This is a genomic window from Peribacillus sp. NPDC097675 (assembly GCF_050277655.1).
GTDB lineage: Bacteria > Bacillota > Bacilli > Bacillales > DSM-1321 > Peribacillus.
The window spans coordinates 61733-78657 of the sequence record NZ_JBNNSK010000011.1; the positions used below are offsets into that span (position 1 = coordinate 61733).

Annotated in this window: 12 protein-coding genes; 7 read left to right on the forward strand and 5 right to left on the reverse strand. The window is 40.8% G+C overall.

Going from position 1 to position 16925, the window contains the following annotated elements; genetic code table 11:
- Positions 1–67: 67 nt before the first annotated feature.
- From ACQKL5_RS16425 to acnA, 5 genes are all read left to right on the forward strand, one after another.
- A complete protein-coding gene (locus ACQKL5_RS16425) occupies positions 68–1210 on the forward strand; it encodes a cupin domain-containing protein (RefSeq protein WP_427609960.1) in 1143 nt (380 codons plus the stop codon).
- Positions 1211–1248: 38 nt separating this feature from the next.
- On the forward strand, positions 1249–2433 hold the full coding sequence (locus ACQKL5_RS16430) for an FAD-dependent monooxygenase (RefSeq protein ID WP_427609961.1): 1185 nt from the start codon (positions 1249–1251) through the stop codon (positions 2431–2433).
- 130 nt (positions 2434–2563) lie between these two features.
- Positions 2564–3775 carry a CaiB/BaiF CoA transferase family protein gene (locus ACQKL5_RS16435; RefSeq protein ID WP_427609962.1) on the forward strand — a complete coding sequence of 404 codons (1212 nt, stop codon included), beginning with the start codon at positions 2564–2566 and terminating at the stop codon, positions 3773–3775.
- Positions 3776–3791: 16 nt separating this feature from the next.
- The gene (locus ACQKL5_RS16440; RefSeq protein WP_427609963.1) at positions 3792–4730 is read left to right on the forward strand and encodes a hydroxymethylglutaryl-CoA lyase; all 939 of its coding nucleotides are present in this window, start codon (positions 3792–3794) and stop codon (positions 4728–4730) included.
- A 24-nt stretch (positions 4731–4754) separates the two neighbouring features.
- Complete coding sequence (gene acnA / locus ACQKL5_RS16445) at positions 4755–7400, forward strand: aconitate hydratase AcnA (RefSeq protein ID WP_427609964.1); 2646 nt, start codon at positions 4755–4757, stop codon at positions 7398–7400.
- A 778-nt stretch (positions 7401–8178) separates the two neighbouring features.
- Here the strand turns inward: acnA and ACQKL5_RS16450 are convergent.
- The 4 genes from ACQKL5_RS16450 to ACQKL5_RS16465 form a co-directional block, all read right to left on the reverse strand.
- Positions 8179–9294 carry an AbrB family transcriptional regulator gene (locus tag ACQKL5_RS16450; RefSeq protein ID WP_427609965.1) on the reverse strand — a complete coding sequence of 372 codons (1116 nt, stop codon included), beginning with the start codon at positions 9292–9294 and terminating at the stop codon, positions 8179–8181.
- An 85-nt stretch (positions 9295–9379) separates the two neighbouring features.
- Entirely contained in the window at positions 9380–10360 is a 981-nt protein-coding gene (locus ACQKL5_RS16455; protein WP_427609966.1) for a VOC family protein, read from the reverse strand.
- A gap of 93 nt (positions 10361–10453) precedes the next feature.
- The gene (locus tag ACQKL5_RS16460) at positions 10454–11623 is read right to left on the reverse strand and encodes an acyl-CoA dehydrogenase family protein (protein ID WP_427609967.1); all 1170 of its coding nucleotides are present in this window, start codon (positions 11621–11623) and stop codon (positions 10454–10456) included.
- Between the two features lie 24 nt (positions 11624–11647).
- Positions 11648–12544, reverse strand: coding sequence for an alpha/beta fold hydrolase (locus tag ACQKL5_RS16465; protein ID WP_427609968.1), 897 nt, complete (start codon positions 12542–12544; stop codon positions 11648–11650).
- A 177-nt stretch (positions 12545–12721) separates the two neighbouring features.
- On the opposite strand from ACQKL5_RS16465, the gene ACQKL5_RS16470 reads away from it, so the two are divergent.
- Positions 12722–14527, forward strand: coding sequence for a V4R domain-containing protein (locus ACQKL5_RS16470; protein ID WP_427609969.1), 1806 nt, complete (start codon positions 12722–12724; stop codon positions 14525–14527).
- Positions 14528–14620: 93 nt separating this feature from the next.
- On the opposite strand, the gene ACQKL5_RS16475 is transcribed toward ACQKL5_RS16470, so the two are convergent.
- Complete coding sequence (locus tag ACQKL5_RS16475; RefSeq protein WP_427609970.1) at positions 14621–15910, reverse strand: MFS transporter; 1290 nt, start codon at positions 15908–15910, stop codon at positions 14621–14623.
- A 532-nt stretch (positions 15911–16442) separates the two neighbouring features.
- Here ACQKL5_RS16475 and ACQKL5_RS16480 point away from each other — a divergent pair.
- Positions 16443–16916, forward strand: a complete 474-nt coding sequence (locus ACQKL5_RS16480; RefSeq protein WP_427609971.1) for a flavin reductase family protein — start codon at positions 16443–16445, stop codon at positions 16914–16916.
- Positions 16917–16925: the final 9 nt, after the last annotated feature.

Here is a 16925-nt window from a genome sequence, read left to right on the forward strand (position 1 = left end):
AATTATAAACGAGTTTAATATTAATTGAATCTTGTAATGTACGTAATTACGAAAGTGGGGTATTAATATGTCGGAACATAAATTGAAACAACAATGGACACCAGAATTACTAGATTTTCACCAGGAGCTAAATGATAAGAATATGGGACCATTATGGGCTTCTGTATTCAGCTCTTCTCAGCCAACTCCGCGAGCGGTACCATATTTGTGGAAAAAGAAGCTGATTCTCGAAATGCTTGACAAGGCTAAGAAACTGTTGCAGGTAGGGACAGGATCCATTGATCGACGAGCGGTGTACTTAATCAATCCGGGTATGAAGCATTTGGAACCTCACGGATGGGGAGGTGCGACACAAACGCTGTACGCAGCTGTTCAAGCACTTAATCCAGGGGAAGTTGCTCCACCTCATAGGCATATGACTTCAGCACTGCGGTTTATTATGGAAGGCCATGGTGCATCTGGGATTGTGAACGGTGTGAAATATCATTTCGAACCGGGAGACTATGTCATTACGCCGGAGTGGTGCTGGCACGATCACATAAATGAAGGAAACGAAACGGTCCTTTGGATGGACTGTTTAGATATCCCATTCACTTCGGCATTGACAAGCTCCTTCTTCGAGATGCATCCACAGGAGCAGCAGCCAATCGAGTTTCCTGATGATTACGGTACAAAGCGTTATGCGGGAGGGATGGTACGGCCAATTTCCGATCGCAAGCCTTCACCTGCACCGTTAGGACGATATAAATGGGATTTGACGAAACAAGCATTGGATGGACAGAGTGAATTGAAGCCTGATCCATTTGACGGGTTCGCCGTGGAATATATCAATCCGTCCACAGGCAAAGACGCGAATGGAAGAGTCGGATCCAGAATGCAGAAGTTGCCGGTTCATTATAAGGGAAAAGCGCATCGTCATACCCACAGCTCAGTGTATCACGTGCACAAAGGCAGCGGGTATACGGTGATGAATGGTGTTCGTTTTGATTGGGAAGCAGGAGATTTCTTCGCACTGCCAGCTTGGACATGGCATGAGCACGTGAATACATCCGAGACAGAAGAGGCATTTTTGTTCTCTACGAATGATTTACCGATTATGGAGGTCTTTGGTTTTGAACGGGAAGAAGATTATGCAGAACACGGCAGTTATCAGGAGGTCAAATCCGTTTTTGAACCTGATTTCTCTGACGATGTAATCTCAATAGAATAATAGAATCAATATCCAATTCAATAGAAGGGGTGATCATGATGGGAGAAGTAAAAGAGGTTATCGTTGTAGGAGGTGGAATAGGTGGTTTAGCTGCTGCAACCGGAATTGCTAAATTAGGAAAAAAAGTAACGTTACTTGAGCAGGCGCCGAAATTTGGTGAGGTTGGAGCGGGATTGCAGGTGGGTCCGAACGGCTTGCGGGCGCTTGATACTTTAGGAGTCTTGGATGAAGTCTATAAGCTAGCGGTATTCCCTCGCCGTCATGTATTCATGGATGCGCTAAGTGGCAAGGAATTATCAGCCGTCCAATTTGGGGATTCATTCAGTGACCGTTTTGGGTACCCGTACATCGTTATTCATCGTTCTGATTTGCATAGCGTTTTGCTAAAGGCTTGCCAATCTTTAGATAATATTTCGTTCTTAACCAATCACAAATTGGAATTTATTGAAGAATTTGCTGATTATGTTGAATTGCGTTGTGAAAATGGAGAGGTACTACAAGCAGAAACAGTGATTGGAGCGGATGGAATCCGTTCGAAGACACGTGCATTACTAAGCCTAGCCAATCCAGTTGTGTCTCAATATGTAGCTTATCGCTTTACTGTTCCGATGTCGGAAATGACGATCAATATTGATTGGGACGAGAAATTAACGTGGATTGGGCCTGGCATACATTTGGTACAGTATCCGGTACGTCATAAGAGTGTCATTAACCAGGTGGCGGTATTCAAAAGCTATAAATTTAATGAGAACACTGAGGATTGGGGGACTGCAGAGGAACTCATTCAAATGTTTGGCGATAGCTGTTCGACCATTAAAGAATCCTTGAAATTGGCGGAAAACGGATTGGTGACAAAGCTGTTCGATATCGAACCGCTGGAAAAGTGGTCGTCGGAACGCGTTACGCTATTGGGTGATAGTGCTCATGCGATGCTACAATATCTCGCACAAGGGGCTTGTCAAGCTCTTGAAGATGCGGTTTGTTTAACAGAAAAAATGCGTACCAATGGCTCAAATGTAGCGAAAGCGTTAGACGAATATCAACAGGAACGCATCCCAAGAACGGCAGAGGTACAGCGAGGGGCACGAACTTGGGGAGACATTAAGCATGCCGAGGATTCAGTTACAAGGCTTCTAAGAGATACAATCATGCTGAATCGTTCTGCAGATGATTACAAATATTTAGACTGGTTATACAAAGAGAGAACACTTTCAACTGTGTAAAACAATGGATGTAGGTGTTCTATCTCAATTATTACAAAGGCTATATTCCTGTATGCATTCTTGGATATAGCCTTTATGTATACTCTTTCTTAAAGAGAAGTTATTTATAAATTCAAGGGGGTGAGCATACATGAAAGCTAATAAATCGAGGAGTCCCTTGGAGGGAATCCGTATTCTCGATCTGTCAACCGTTATTGCGGCCCCTTATGGTGCTACACTTCTTGGTGACTTTGGTGCAGAAGTCATCAAAGTAGAAATGCCTGATGTCGGTGATCCTCTACGTAATCTAGGACCCTATTATAAAGGAGAAGGATTAAGATGGCCAGGCATGGCTCGTAACAAGAAATCGATTACGTTGGATTTGCACCAGGAAGAGGGCAAGGACATTCTGCGGAAGTTGGTTAGTAAATCTGATATGGTGATTGAAAACTTTCGAACCGGTACACTGGAAAAGTGGGGAATTGGCTATGAAGATTTGAAAAAAATGAATCCTAATTTAGTCATGATCAGAGTAACAGGCTATGGACAGACGGGACCTTATTCACATAAAGCAGGTTTCGGTACACCGGCCACAGCCTTCAGCGGATTTACGTATTTGCATGGCTACCCAGACCGCCCACCAATCAGCCCTTCTTTTTCTTTAACGGACTATGTGACGGGGATTTATGTCGCTTTTGCTGCTGTAACAGCCATGTATCACAGGGATTGCCAAGAGCAAGGATCTGGACAATACGTAGATGTCAGTTTATATGAATCTATGTTCAGGATGATGGAATTTTTGGTGGCTGATTATGATCAGACTGCTACTATCAAAGAAAGATCGCCTGGTTTGAGCGGTCATTCAGCACCAGCAGGGAATTTTTTGACCAAGGACGGACAGTGGGTGATTTTGGTTACGAGCTCCGACAAGACTTTTGAGCGTTTGGCAAAAGCCATGAATCGTGAAGATATGCTGAAGGATGATCGCTATTCTACAAACTCGGTTCGTTTGACTCGATTTGATGAAGTCAATGGAATCGTTTCCGATTGGGTGAAAACGAAAACGAAAGATGAACTACAGAATCTTCTCGACGAGTGCGGCGTGCCGATGAGTCCAATCTACAATATCAAGGATATTTTTGAGGATCCCCAGTACCAAGCAAGAGAAAATATTGTTGAAGTGGAACATCCTAGATTGGGAAAAGTTAAAATTCCTGGAATTGTGCCTAAATTTTCTGAAACACCTGGTTCTATCAGGCAAATCGCTCCGGATTTAGGCGAACATAACAATGAAATTCTTACAAAAATCTTAGAGTTGGACGAAAAAACCATTGCTAATTTAAAAGAGAAAAAAGTGATATAAAGGAGTGTTCTGGTTGGTGAGTGAAGCAGGAGTTACGATTACCGAGGTTTGTCCGAGGGACGGTTTTCAAAGCGTAAGTGAATGGATTCCAACGGAAGAAAAGGTCAGAATCATCAATCGCTTAATTGATTGTGGCTACAAGCAGCTCGAGGTTACCTCTTTTGTCCATCCCAAAGCGATTCCGCAATTGAAAGATGCGGATGAAGTATTGAAACAAATTAAACGTTCCGAGCATGTGAAGATGCGCGCATTGGTTCCGAATACCCGTGGTTTGGAGAGGGCAATTGCAGCGGGTGTGGACAAGGCAAAGCTGATGTTGTCCGCTTCCGATTCCCATAGCATAAGCAATGCAAATTGCAAGACGGAAGAGGCTATCCGGAAGTTTGAACCGCTGATTGACCTCGCAGGAAAAAGCGGTATGAAGGTATCGGGATCGATTTCTGTTGCGTTTGGCTGTCCTTATGAAGGTGAAATTCCGGTTGAACGTCTTGTGATGATATGTGAACGGTATCGTTCCTTAGGCATTCAAGAAATTTCACTGGCGGATACAACGGGTATGGCAAATCCATTAAGAATTAAGAATAATGTTCGCGAATTAAGGCAGAGATTTCCGGACTTTACCTTCTCTCTTCATCTACATAATACAAGAGGTATGGCATTCGCCAATGCCGTGGCTGGATGGGAGGAGGGCATAGTCCACTTTGACAGTTCCGCAGGAGGTTTGGGAGGTTGTCCTTATGCACCCGGCGCGAGTGGCAATATTGCTTCTGAGGATTTGATTCATGGATTTGAGGAAATGGGTATTTGTACCGGAGTCTCCTTAAATAAGGTGTTGGATGCAGCCAAAGAAATACATCAGAGTCTTCCACAATACGTGGACAGCTTCCTTCTGAAAGCTGGAAAATGTTCGGATTTATCCGCCAGCCCAGAGGGGCAACAAAAAATTAAGTCATAGTTAGGGATGAATGGGGGATTACGAGTGTACCAGCAAATGTTAAGTACTGGCCATGGATCATTCCGCATTAACAGTCTGCAGTCATTGGACCAAAGTGGATTAGTGAACGTGCTTGATTTGCCATATACGATGAGGATTTTGCTTGAATCGCTCATGCGAAACCAAAGCAGGTTTGGACTTACAGAAAAGGATTTGATTCAGGTAGCTTCAAGAATGGAATCCAATGAAGCGGTTGTAATCCCTATTGTGCCCACACGGGTTATTATGCAAGATGCATCGGGTGTCCCGGCCTTAGTCGACTTGGTTTCACTTCGGCAAAGATTGATGGAGGAAGGAATCAATCCTAGTAACGTGAATCCTATTATTCCCGTTGATTTGGTAATTGATCATTCGGTTCAAGTTGATCATTTTGGATCAGCATCGGCTTTTTCAAACAATCTTAATATGGAATATGAACGCAACCAGGAAAGGTACGAGTTTTTAAAGTGGGCGCAGCAATCATTTACAGGCTTATCCGTCATCCCGCCGGCGAATGGCATCATCCATCAAGTCAATTTGGAATGCTTGACCAAAGTCGTACAAATAATGAATCGGGATCATGAGAGGTTGGCTCATCCTGAAATGGTAATCGGTACTGATTCTCATTCCACGATGGTGAATGCTTTAGGAGTACTTGGTTGGGGCGTTGGAGGAATTGAAGCAGAAGCGGCGATGTTGGGCATCCCAGTTAGTATGCCAGTACCTGAAGTGGTGGGTGTCGAGATAACTGGTAAACTGAATGAGGGAGTTACGGCGACGGATATTGCCTTGACGATGACCCAGCTTCCTCGACAGCACAATGTCGTTGGTAAATTCGTAGAATTCTTTGGTCCTAGTTTGAAGAGGCTTTCACTCCCGGATAGGGCGACTATATCCAATATGGCGCCAGAATATGGAGCAACTTGCGCCTTTTTTCCGGTTGATGAAGAAACGTTAAAATTCTTACGCATGACGGGCAAGCGAGATGAGGAAGTCGATCTTGTGGAGCGATATTGCAAAGAACAAGGACTGTTTCATATATGCGATCCGAGCGGGAATAGAAAGGCTTATTCCGACCTTTTAATATTTGATTTACAGATGGTAGAAGCGAGCGTTTCGGGTCCACGGCGTCCGCAAGATAGAATGCCGCTTCGTGCGGTGAGGAAATCTTTTCCTAAACCGCTTTCTCCTATCGAGTCTGACGGTATGAATACCGAGAGCGTACCATTGAAAGATGGTTCCATCGTAATTGCAGCGATAACAAGCTGTACAAATACATCAAATCCCTTCAATATGGTCGGCGCAGGACTCCTGGCAAAGAAAGCCGTAGAGTATGGTTTAACCGTGCCTCAAACAATTCAGACGAGTTTGGCACCTGGATCGAAGGCAGTCACAGGGTATTTGCAAAAAGCAGGATTGCAGCCTTATTTAGAAAAATTAGGTTTTTATCATGCTGGTTACGGCTGTGCAGTGTGTGTAGGCAACAGCGGTAACCTGGATAAAGAAGTTGAAAAAGCAATTCAGGATCATGATTTGACAGTTGCAGCGGTATTAAGTGGAAACCGCAATTTTGAAGGACGCATACATGCCTTAGTCAAAGCGAACTATTTGGCCTCTCCTCCTTTAGTTATTGCCTATGCCATCGCAGGTACGATGGACATTGATATGGAGTGCGAACCGTTGGGCCGATCTGCATCGGGCAAAGAGGTCTATCTAAAGGATATTTGGCCAAGTTCTGAGGAAATTGCTAGCCTGGTGGATTCTACGCTTTCATCGGATTTATTTAAAGATGCTTATGAAGGTGTGTTCAGAGGCGACGAGAGATGGCAAGGTCTAGAATATGATGATCAACCGATCTTCAGATGGGATGAGAAATCCACTTACTTTAAAGCATCCCCATTCTTCAAAACGGAGATAGATGAGAAACAACTAGGAGATATTCACCAAGCGAGAGTCTTGTTAATGCTAGGTGATTCCATCACTACGGACCATATTTCGCCTGTCGGTCAGATTCCGTATGAGAGTGCCGCCGGACAGTACCTCGTGGAGCAGGGCGTTGAATCAGTTCATTTTAATTCTTACGGTTCACGCCGAGGAAATCACGAGGTGCTTGTCAGAGGAACCTTCGCTCATCTTAGTCTAAAGAATAAACTGATAGATAAGATAGGTGGTTATACTCTCCATGTCCCAAGCGGGGAGCAAATGGATATTTATTCAGCAGCCATGAGCTATCAGCGGGAAAATACGTCGCTAATCATCTTAGCCGGCAAAGAATATGGAACGGGAAGTGCAAGAGATTGGGCTGCTAAGGGGACCTGCCTTCTCGGGGTTAAGGCGGTCATTGCAGAAAGTTTCGAACGCATTCACCGAAGTAACTTGGTCATGATGGGCATTGTTCCTCTTCAATTTATGCCTGGCGAAAACTATGAATCGTTGAAGCTGACTGGTCTTGAGAGTTATTCCATCATAGGCCTGGGCGAGCAGCTTAGTCCGTTTCAACATGTGAAGGTTGAAGCAATAAGACCGGATGGCGCAAAGAGTTCGTTCCAAACGGTATTGCGTTTGGATACCCACATGGAGATTGAGCTTTATTTGAAGAAGGGTATTTTTCACAGTATTATAAACCAATGGGAAGAGAAATTGGAAGTTTAGCTGGCGTAAAGTTCAAAATGAATGACTATGCCGCGCAACCTCAAAATTAACTCTACAGATAATAAAATCTCTAATTCTAGATTGGTCTTGAAGCAAGTATACCTATTTTTAAAAATCAATTATTTGTCCACACCAGATTAGCTGAAATGTTCTTTACACGCTGGAATATCTAAATATGAAACGGAACGAATCGATTGCTATATAATGTTTTCCTGGATGAAGAATTCCGCAAATGAATGATATATAACGATGAATAAACGCCTAGGTTTTAAGCGTTCAATATATAAATAGGATTGCCCAAAAGACTCCTTGTCGAATAATAGGAACGGGGAGTCACGATCCTATCTCTTAATGGAGATAGGCAGGGAAGAGTTGTTGAGTTTGGAATAAAATAAGAAAAAATTCTACTTCTTATTGATGCTGAAAATTAAAACGATGACGTGAAAATAAGTACAAACTTATATATCCTAAGCTACAGAAGATGCGGATGAGCTGGAGCAAATTAATCCGTATGCTTAGTACAAATTATTAGGGATAAAGGATCTTATATTTCTGAACGAAAAAAAGAAAGATTACTAACTCAGGAAGGGAATTTAATATTACTGGTTGTCCTTTTCGGGCAATCTCAGCTCTCTTCATTAGCCTTTGAATATATCGTGTATCTACTATTATATAGTTTAACTTTCAATTTTAATTAATATCAATCGAAAAAAACACTCTACTGACATTCAAGCCATCATCAGAGCGTCTTCGCTATAGATATATAGATACTTAATAATCATTTGCTGAAATAGGCTTTTATTAATACTTTACTAAACTGCTTTCTTGATTGTTGGCAATCCTTTTTTTGATTGTTGATAATCTTTTTTTTTTCTCGCCAACGATAAAAAAGTTTCATCAATGGCATTATTATAATAAAGATGAAAAGTAGCCTGAACGTTTGGAACATTGAAACAAGCGAGACCTCTGCATGAACCGCATCAGCTAATAATACCATTTGATCTAAACCACCTGGGGCTGTGCTTAGGAAACTTGTAGTGAATGTTGTGTCCAATGCATAAGACATTAGGAAACTTGAGCCAATTGTTAAGGCAATGAGTGCGATTGCACTGAAAATACCGCCTAGGAGTACGCGTACTGGTAGCTTAATCATATGTGGCTTGAGCATGAGACCAATATAGGCGCCGATTAGTAACTGTGAGATATTCATGATGATGCTAGGTACTTGTGGCATGCTCAATGGTGTTGTAAGTTGCAACGTAATAAACAATATAATGGGTGTGATGAAGAATGCAACAGGTAAATGGATGCGTTTCATTAAATGAGAGCAACCCCAAGCAAGTGCTATTAATAGTACTAAACCGATCGTTAGCCTAGCGTCAGTTGATGGCTTGCTCATTACTTGGCCAGCAACGATAAATGGTACGGATACAACGACTAATAATAGCCGAATTACTTGGAAATAAGAAATAACCCCAATTTCTTTCACTTTTTCTTCCTCGGCAAATACGACAATTTGACTTAAACCGCCTGGGATCGCTCCAAGTACAGCGGCTTTCAACGGGATTTTCCCCCATTTGCTCGTTAAGTAGGCGATGCCGATTGAGCCGCCGATTAAAATTGCGTTCAAAGCTATCATATAAAATATAATGGAACCCATCATGCCGAATAAATCGGTGTTAAATTTTACACCGATTGAAGTACCGACAATTACGATACCTAAATCACGCATTTGGTCAGACCATTTTAGCGGACCTTTATAAAAAAATTGAGCTAACATGACGACAACAATTGGGCCAAGCATCCATGGAATAGGGATGTGCAGCAGGCTAAAAGTATAACCGCCAATTAAAGATAAGAGTAACACTTTTAACATCCCTTTCAACAGTAACACCCTTTCCTATAGTAATATTCCTATCTACATTTATTACTTAAGAACCACCAGAGTTCATGATGGTGAATGGCTGGTGGTTTATTATTTATGAATTTGCTAATTCTTTTATTTGTGCTTCACGATCTACGTCATCACGGCGACGGTCCCCCCAGTAGGCAGAGCCGTTTTTTAAATATTCATCATACGTCCATTTCACCGGTTCCCAGTCGGGTTCAAAGATCAAATAGCTGTTTGTAAAGATTTCGAGACGCAAACCACTTCCTGGATCTTTTACGTAAATGTACATGGCTTGAGAAATACCATGTTTACCAGGACCTACGAATTGTACATCAGCCTCGCATAAAATATCAGCGGCACGTAGTAAGTCTTGGGAGTTATCTAACCAATAAGCGATATGATGCATTTCGTTTGGTTCTTTTGATCTTAGTGTGGAAATGATTGCCACGTCATGAACTAAGTTTGTTACGGATAACCAACTTGCTATTTGTACATCATCTGGATTGACGAAATATTCACGTAGCTTGAAGCCTAATGATTCTTGTAAATATTTTACGATCACAGCATTGTCTTGAGATGTTTGTAAGTTTACATGGTCGATGCGGCGTGGTGAAACACCTTTTGCCCAAGATTTATATGTTTGGTTTTTAAGCACCGATTTACGAGATTCATCAGCAGGTGTTTTTTCCATATCGTAATACAGTTCAAAGCGGTGACCACTCGGTAATTCGAAGCGGATTGCCTCACCTTGCGACACTTCTTCTCCTGCTTTTATCCAACGTACTTCTGTTCCAGCATCTTCTAATAATTTCGCGAAAGTTGCGATATCCTCAGGACGTTTTGTACGCCAGCCAATGTGATCGATGTAAGAAGTTTCACCAGCTGTAATGGATAATGTATGGTGTTCGAAGTCGCCCCAAGCGCGTAAGTAATGTACACCATCTACAACTTCTGTTTCTTCCAAGCCGATTGTATCTCGGAAGAACATTAAAGATTTTTCAAGATCTGCTGATACTAAAGCTACGTGTCCTAGTTTTGCAATTTCCGGTGCGTAAAGAAATTTTTCCATTTATATTCACCTCATAGTCTTGTTTTTGTAAATAAAGAGGAAAAGGAAAATAGGATTTCAATCTTTATCCATTTTATTTTCCCATGGCTTTTATTACCCTTGAATATTTGTCTGAACGCCGAATAAGTGTCTGCCGTAGCCTAGTATGCCGTCTTCATATAAAGAAGTAATATGTGTGGCGATTGCCATCAAGTCACGAGTGTGCAGTTCTACTGGATGACCTTTTAATAATGCGTGCCCACCTAAAGTCAGTAGGGCCTTTACACCGATTTGTGTACACTTTTCGATAATCTTAGCACGTATTGCTTTATACTTTGCTCCTTCGTATGGACCACCTTTATCTATTTCCATCATCTTGATATATTCATTTAATAAAGTTTTAGCGGAGAGCATTTCAAGCTTTAACTCCGAAAGGACGCGTTGGCTCGTAGGAGAATCTTTTTCATTTATTCCAGAGAAGCGTACACGGCCGGCTGTATGCTTTTCGAACTCGTCGACCACACGCTCTGCACCACCAACAGCCATCGCCGCGAATCCTACATAGAAGCCTGGGTAGAATGGAGTGTTATAGAATAAGTAGTCTTGATCGAAATCTTCATATGACGGCTGGCTCTTTTCGATTATTTTACTGAAGCGTAAAATCGCATCAGGCTTAACGAAAACATTATCAATGATTAATGTGTTACTGCCTGATCCACGAAGACCAAGGGAATCCCAAGTTTTCACTACTTCCAAGTCAGAAACCTTTAATAAGACGCCGACACGTTCGGGTTTGTCGTTGTCTTCGAATTTCATCATTGCGCCAACGCCAACCCAATCACAGTAATTGATACCGCTTACAAAATTGTATTTGCCGGAAATGATGTAACCGTCATTAACTGGTTCTAATTTACCGATGGGGGCAAATACGTCCGCTACAAAGCCACCTTGGTTAATGACTTCATCACGAATGTGCTTTGGATAGTAGCAAACCCAAGAGTTATGCACGGAGAAGAAGTAGGTTAACCATGCAGCTGATAGGTTATGGTAACCAACTGTGCTTACCATATCAACAAATGTATGCCAATCGAGTTGTGGAAAACCAAACTCTTTCGGTAAAATTAAACGGTGAATGCCTTCCTCGCGGATCATTTCCGCGATGCGAGGGGAAATAGTCGAATTTTGATCTGCTTCGATTGCTTCTAATTCTGCGGCTTCACCGATGCGCTTTGCTTTTTGCATAATTTCTTCATAAAGCCCTTTACTGTCCACTACTGTTACCATTTGATCATTCCTTTCATAAATAGTTTATTGTGCTGTAATGGCTTGATCTTTTTCCACTGCCAAAAAATCAATGACAAGTTTGTTCACGATTTCCGGTTGGTCCGTTTGTGCTTGATGACCGCAGTTTTCTATATATTCAAATGATATATTTGGTAATAATTTTTCAAGTTTATATCCTGTCTCAACTGGTGCAACGGTGTCTTGTTTACCCCAAATGAATAAGCCGGGAATTTTCAATTTTGGTAATGTATCTTTCATGCAGTAACGATCCCAAAGCTTTGGTTCTTCGTTCATCCTCGCTAAGTAGGCATCGAACGCCTGATTTGATTCTTTAACGCCTGGGCGGGTTGCCGCTTGATGACGTAGTTGGATCAGTTCTTCAGGAATGACCGTGTCTTCACTTGAATTACGGTACATGAATTTACGTAGGGATTCTTCTGTATAGTCGTAACCTATCACTTCTAAGAATGACCGCAGTTTTCTTTCAGGTACTTCATGCATCGCTTGATAGATGGTATTACTACCAATGTAAACAACTTTATTTACTTTTTCAGGGTGGTCAATGGCATATTTAGCTGCCACGTAAGCACCTTGTGAATTGCCGATAAGCGATACTTCGTCGAGGCATAATGCTTCAATGAAATCATGCACATGATCCACTAAGCTTTGGTGACCATTTACAGGCCATGCATGAGGGCGGGCATCCGTGAAGCCCATTGAAAGTTGATCTATTGCATATGCTCGGAAGCCGGCTTTTGCTAATGCTGGTAACATAAAACGCCAACCCGCTGCGCCGCATGCTCCAGGTCCTGCGCCATGCAGTAATATCACAGCCGGGCCTTCTGTTCCGGCCCAGGAATAATGTGTACGTACACCGTTCGCCAATATGTAACTATTATGAAACCCTTCAAAAATTGTCATCATTCTACCTCCCTTGAACTGAATGGTTATTTTATCTGTTTTGAGTATACCTACTAATGATTTCAAACGTTATACTGATTTTTATTGAAAGAATAGTGTTAATCTTTAAAATTTATTGAAAAATAAATTTCACTTTTGTAATATGATGAATAGATAGTTAAAGGGGATGTGATTTTATTGAGCGAAATTGCATTTGATTCCAGCGAAACGAAGAATATTTTAATGTCGGCCAATGCCTTCCATACTTTAAAGAACAGTTTGTTTAACAATATTGGTTCTCATAAAACAAAAGGCTTTTTATTTCGCTTTGGTAAAGAGTTCGGGATGGAATCAGCAAGAAAGATGCTTCAAAATAAAGACTCGATGAATCCCGTCGGTAAAAGACATTCACGCTTAGGTCACGTGAAAGATGTAATCTTCATGGGGGAAATTGTACGACATCCAGATGGCACGGTTGAATGCAATGATACGTGGGGACAATGGGTAGAATCATTCGAAGCGGCGTTACACCTAAAAAATTATGGTGTATCAAACGAATGTGTTTGTCATATGTTATGTGGTTTTGCAAGTGGTGCATTGACCTATGAGTATGGTCAATCGATTATTGCCGTTGAGTACAACTGCGTCGCAAAAGGGGATCCGTGCTGTGAGTTTAAAGTGCGCTTGGAGAGTGATTGGTTTGAGGAAGAGGAGGAGCTTATCCACCTTTATCAAAACGACAACATTTTATCTGAACTGGAAATGACATATGATGCACTTTTACACAATAAGCAAGTGCTCGAGAACATTTCATTGTTTCATAGTCAGCTCACGCAAAAAGTAACAGATAAGCATTCGATGGATGAAATTGTTCAGGTTGCGTCTGAGCTGTTGAACATCTCGATATTGATTGAGGATATCCATGGCAATGCGTTAAGCCAATTTGGTTTAACGGAAGAACAGCAACTAGCAATAAAAAAAGATAAGGTAAAGTTATCGCATTTTGACGATAAGTATAATGTTTCGCATTACAAAGGAAAAACATTCAAGAAGTTGACGGCACCTGTTCTTATTAACAAAAGGAATTATGCCACTTGTTCATTTTTTTACTTTGACGAAAAGGATATGGATGAAAACGACCACATATTTTTAGAGCGTATTTCCACAGTCGTAGCTTTGTGTATTTTATATGAGGAAGCGCAGTTTGAAGAGCAACAACGGATGCGTAGTTCGTTATTAGAGCGTTTAATCCATAATCGAAAAATTAAAGATATCGAATCGTACTATAAATTTTTACCGTTCAAATTTCAGCCGCCGTTTTCTACAGGTATTATCAGTGTCAAAAAGAAAAAGAAAAATAAAGACATCATCGACATTCATGACCAGTTGACACAGCTGTCAAAGTTGGCAAAAGAATGGGATTTACCTTGTATTTTTGCTGTACTAGGAGAGGAAATTGCGCTACTCAACTCACTAAATAGCGATAAGCAAGGTTGGAAAAATAAACTCACGAAAATTTTTCAAAAGATGGAGAAGCAAAATACCAATTATAAATATTCGATAGGGCTTAGCGGAATATTTAGTAACTTCAAAGATTTCGAACATTCTCTACAAGAGGCGCGTGTTGCACAGCGCTTTCCAAACGAAAAGTTACTAACGGACTACGAAGATTTAGGTATGCTTGGGGATATTGTAAAGAACATGAGCATGGAGCAACTACATGAAATGGCGAAAAAGACGTTAAAAGAATTATATGATTTTGATGATCCGCGTAAAAAAGAACTGTTGTACACGCTTTACGTCTATTTATTAAATAGCCAGCGCTTAAAAGAAACGATGGACGAGTTGACGTTATCAATCGGTGGTATTCAATATCGGATAAAGCAAATTGAAGAGCAACTGCAAATATCATTGAAAAACGCATCCACAGCAGCTTATACATTATTGGTTATTCAGGTTTTGATTTTGTCGGAGAGTTTAAGTTTTGAGGAATTTGCCAGATGAAGAGTGCCCAACGAAAGTAAGAAAATAGACAGTAGGCCAACTCGAGAAGTGAGTGGAGCTACTGTCTATTTTTGGATGATGTTTTGTTGACTTTTATTGTTCTGGAGCGATGCCTAAGTTCATATTCTCTTCTTCACGACGTGCATCTTCTTTTTCCGTTGCTGTAATTTTCAATTTACGTGTGGCAACTAACACAATCGCAGTAATCACATATAAACTAACTATGACTAAGACCCCTAAGTTGAAGCCGGATCGAACGTCATCGCCTGCTTGTGTAATTAAGTACCCGGTAATCCATGGGCCGATTATTCCAGCCATACTTGAAATGGATAACGAAACACCTGTTACACTACCTACTAGATTTTTTGGAATAATTAATGTTTTGATGGCAGTATTCAACGGTAATAAGCAAGTGTTTATGATTAGGCCCAACCCTAGGAATAAACAGGCTAGAACCGGCGAAGCGACAATTGTAGTCATCGCATAAGAAGCAGCACCAACCAGTAATACTGTAATCAATACACGGTCATAAGATTTGATAAGGCTTTTATTTTTCTTGAATAAGTAGTCAGTGAATTTGCCTACACAAATTGCAAAGACTGTTCCTGAAATGCCCATTGCAGCGAAGATCAACCCCATGAGCTGTGGCTCAAGACCGACGATTTGTGTTAAGTAAGTGGGTGCCCATGTAAGGACCCAAGTTGTAATCCACATGGATACGAAACCAACAACTAAAATTGATAATACATAAGGGTTGAAGAATACTTTAAAAATGTGCTTGAACGGTACTTCCTTGTTGGAGGCTAAACTTTTCACGTCTTCAATGAGGGGTTGTTTTGGCTCGTCTCTCATAAAGAAGAAGAGGATTGCCCATGCAAAGCTTGCCACCCCTAATAATGAGAAAGTATGTTGCCAACCAAAATTGGTGATGCCTTTAACTAAAAGAGGTGCAGCTAAGTACGTACCAACTGTTGTACCAGAAGTCATAATAGCTGCAGCGACGCCACGTTGTGAACTAGTGAACCATCGTGCTAAGTGCACGATGCACAATCCGAGCGTACCACCTTCGAAGAAACCTAAGACCACACGTAATAAAATCAAATGTGATAGCGTTTCTACAAAATAAGCGCTTGCTAATGAAATGGTCCATCCAGTAGCAATCATCATTAATAAATATTTTGTGTTGAAACGATACGTCAATGTCCCTAATACAATACTTCCGACCGCATATGCAGCGAAGAAACTACTTCCTACCAAACCAAACTGATCATAAGATAGATTCAGTTCAGACATAATTGGTTCTGCGGCTAATCCTAAAACTGATTTATCCGTATAATTTAAAACAGATAGTAAGAAAAGAAATGCTAGAACAACCCAACGCATAGTTTATCCCCCTTAAATTCCTTTGTTTTCCGCACCCGTAATTTCACGACTTTTCTAAAAAAATTATGGGTAATATCACACTTTCATATCTCTCAGATGTTTGATAGCGCTTTCAAAAAACAAATAGGATAGTCTCACACCTCCATTATTTTTGTTAGCTCTCATTTCTTTCACCATTATATTTTTGAAAAAATAATAGTGAGTTATGGTAAAAATCGGAAATGGATCTTCCATGAACAGAATTTTATTTGAAAAGAAAGAGATTTACAAGGGGAAAAAAGCATGCAGCTAATTCGTATTTGAGACACAACTAAAAAAATAAACACTAAGTTCACATTCTCAATGAGATGTATTTTAGGGGAGGATGTATTGGTACATCTGAATTTTTTTGAAAAAAATTTCACTGAGAATTACTTTTTTGATTTATGTGAATTTTATTGTTTTTATCTGAATTTTCAATAAAAATCACAATATTAATTTTTAATGGACTCATTTATGATTGAATGAATCAGTTACGAATGGGGGAATTAGGATGGATGATCGTTTATTTAGAGATGCAATGGGCAAGTTTGCTACAGGTGTAACCGTTCTTTTAACAGAAAACGAAGGTGAAACTCATGGAATGACAGCAAATGGCTTCATGTCAATTTCATTGGATCCTAAGCTTGTCTTAATTTCTATCGGACATAAAGCAAAATTCTTGGAGAAGGTTTCACAATCCAGGAAGTATACAGTCAATATTTTAGCAGAAGATCAGGAGCAGCATTCACGTCATTTCGCGGGAAGACCTGGTGAAGCGGTAGAATTCGAAACGTTAGCTGAACTACCGGTATTAAAAGGGGCAATCGCCCAAATTGCTTGTGAAGTCGTATCCGAACATGTAGAAGGTGACCATACATTATTCATTGGTAAAGTAGTTGATTTACGCCTTGAGGATAAAAAACCGTTATTGTTCTTCGGTGGTAAATATCATCAACTGAATGCGGTAGAAACAGTCATTTCATAAAAGGAGATT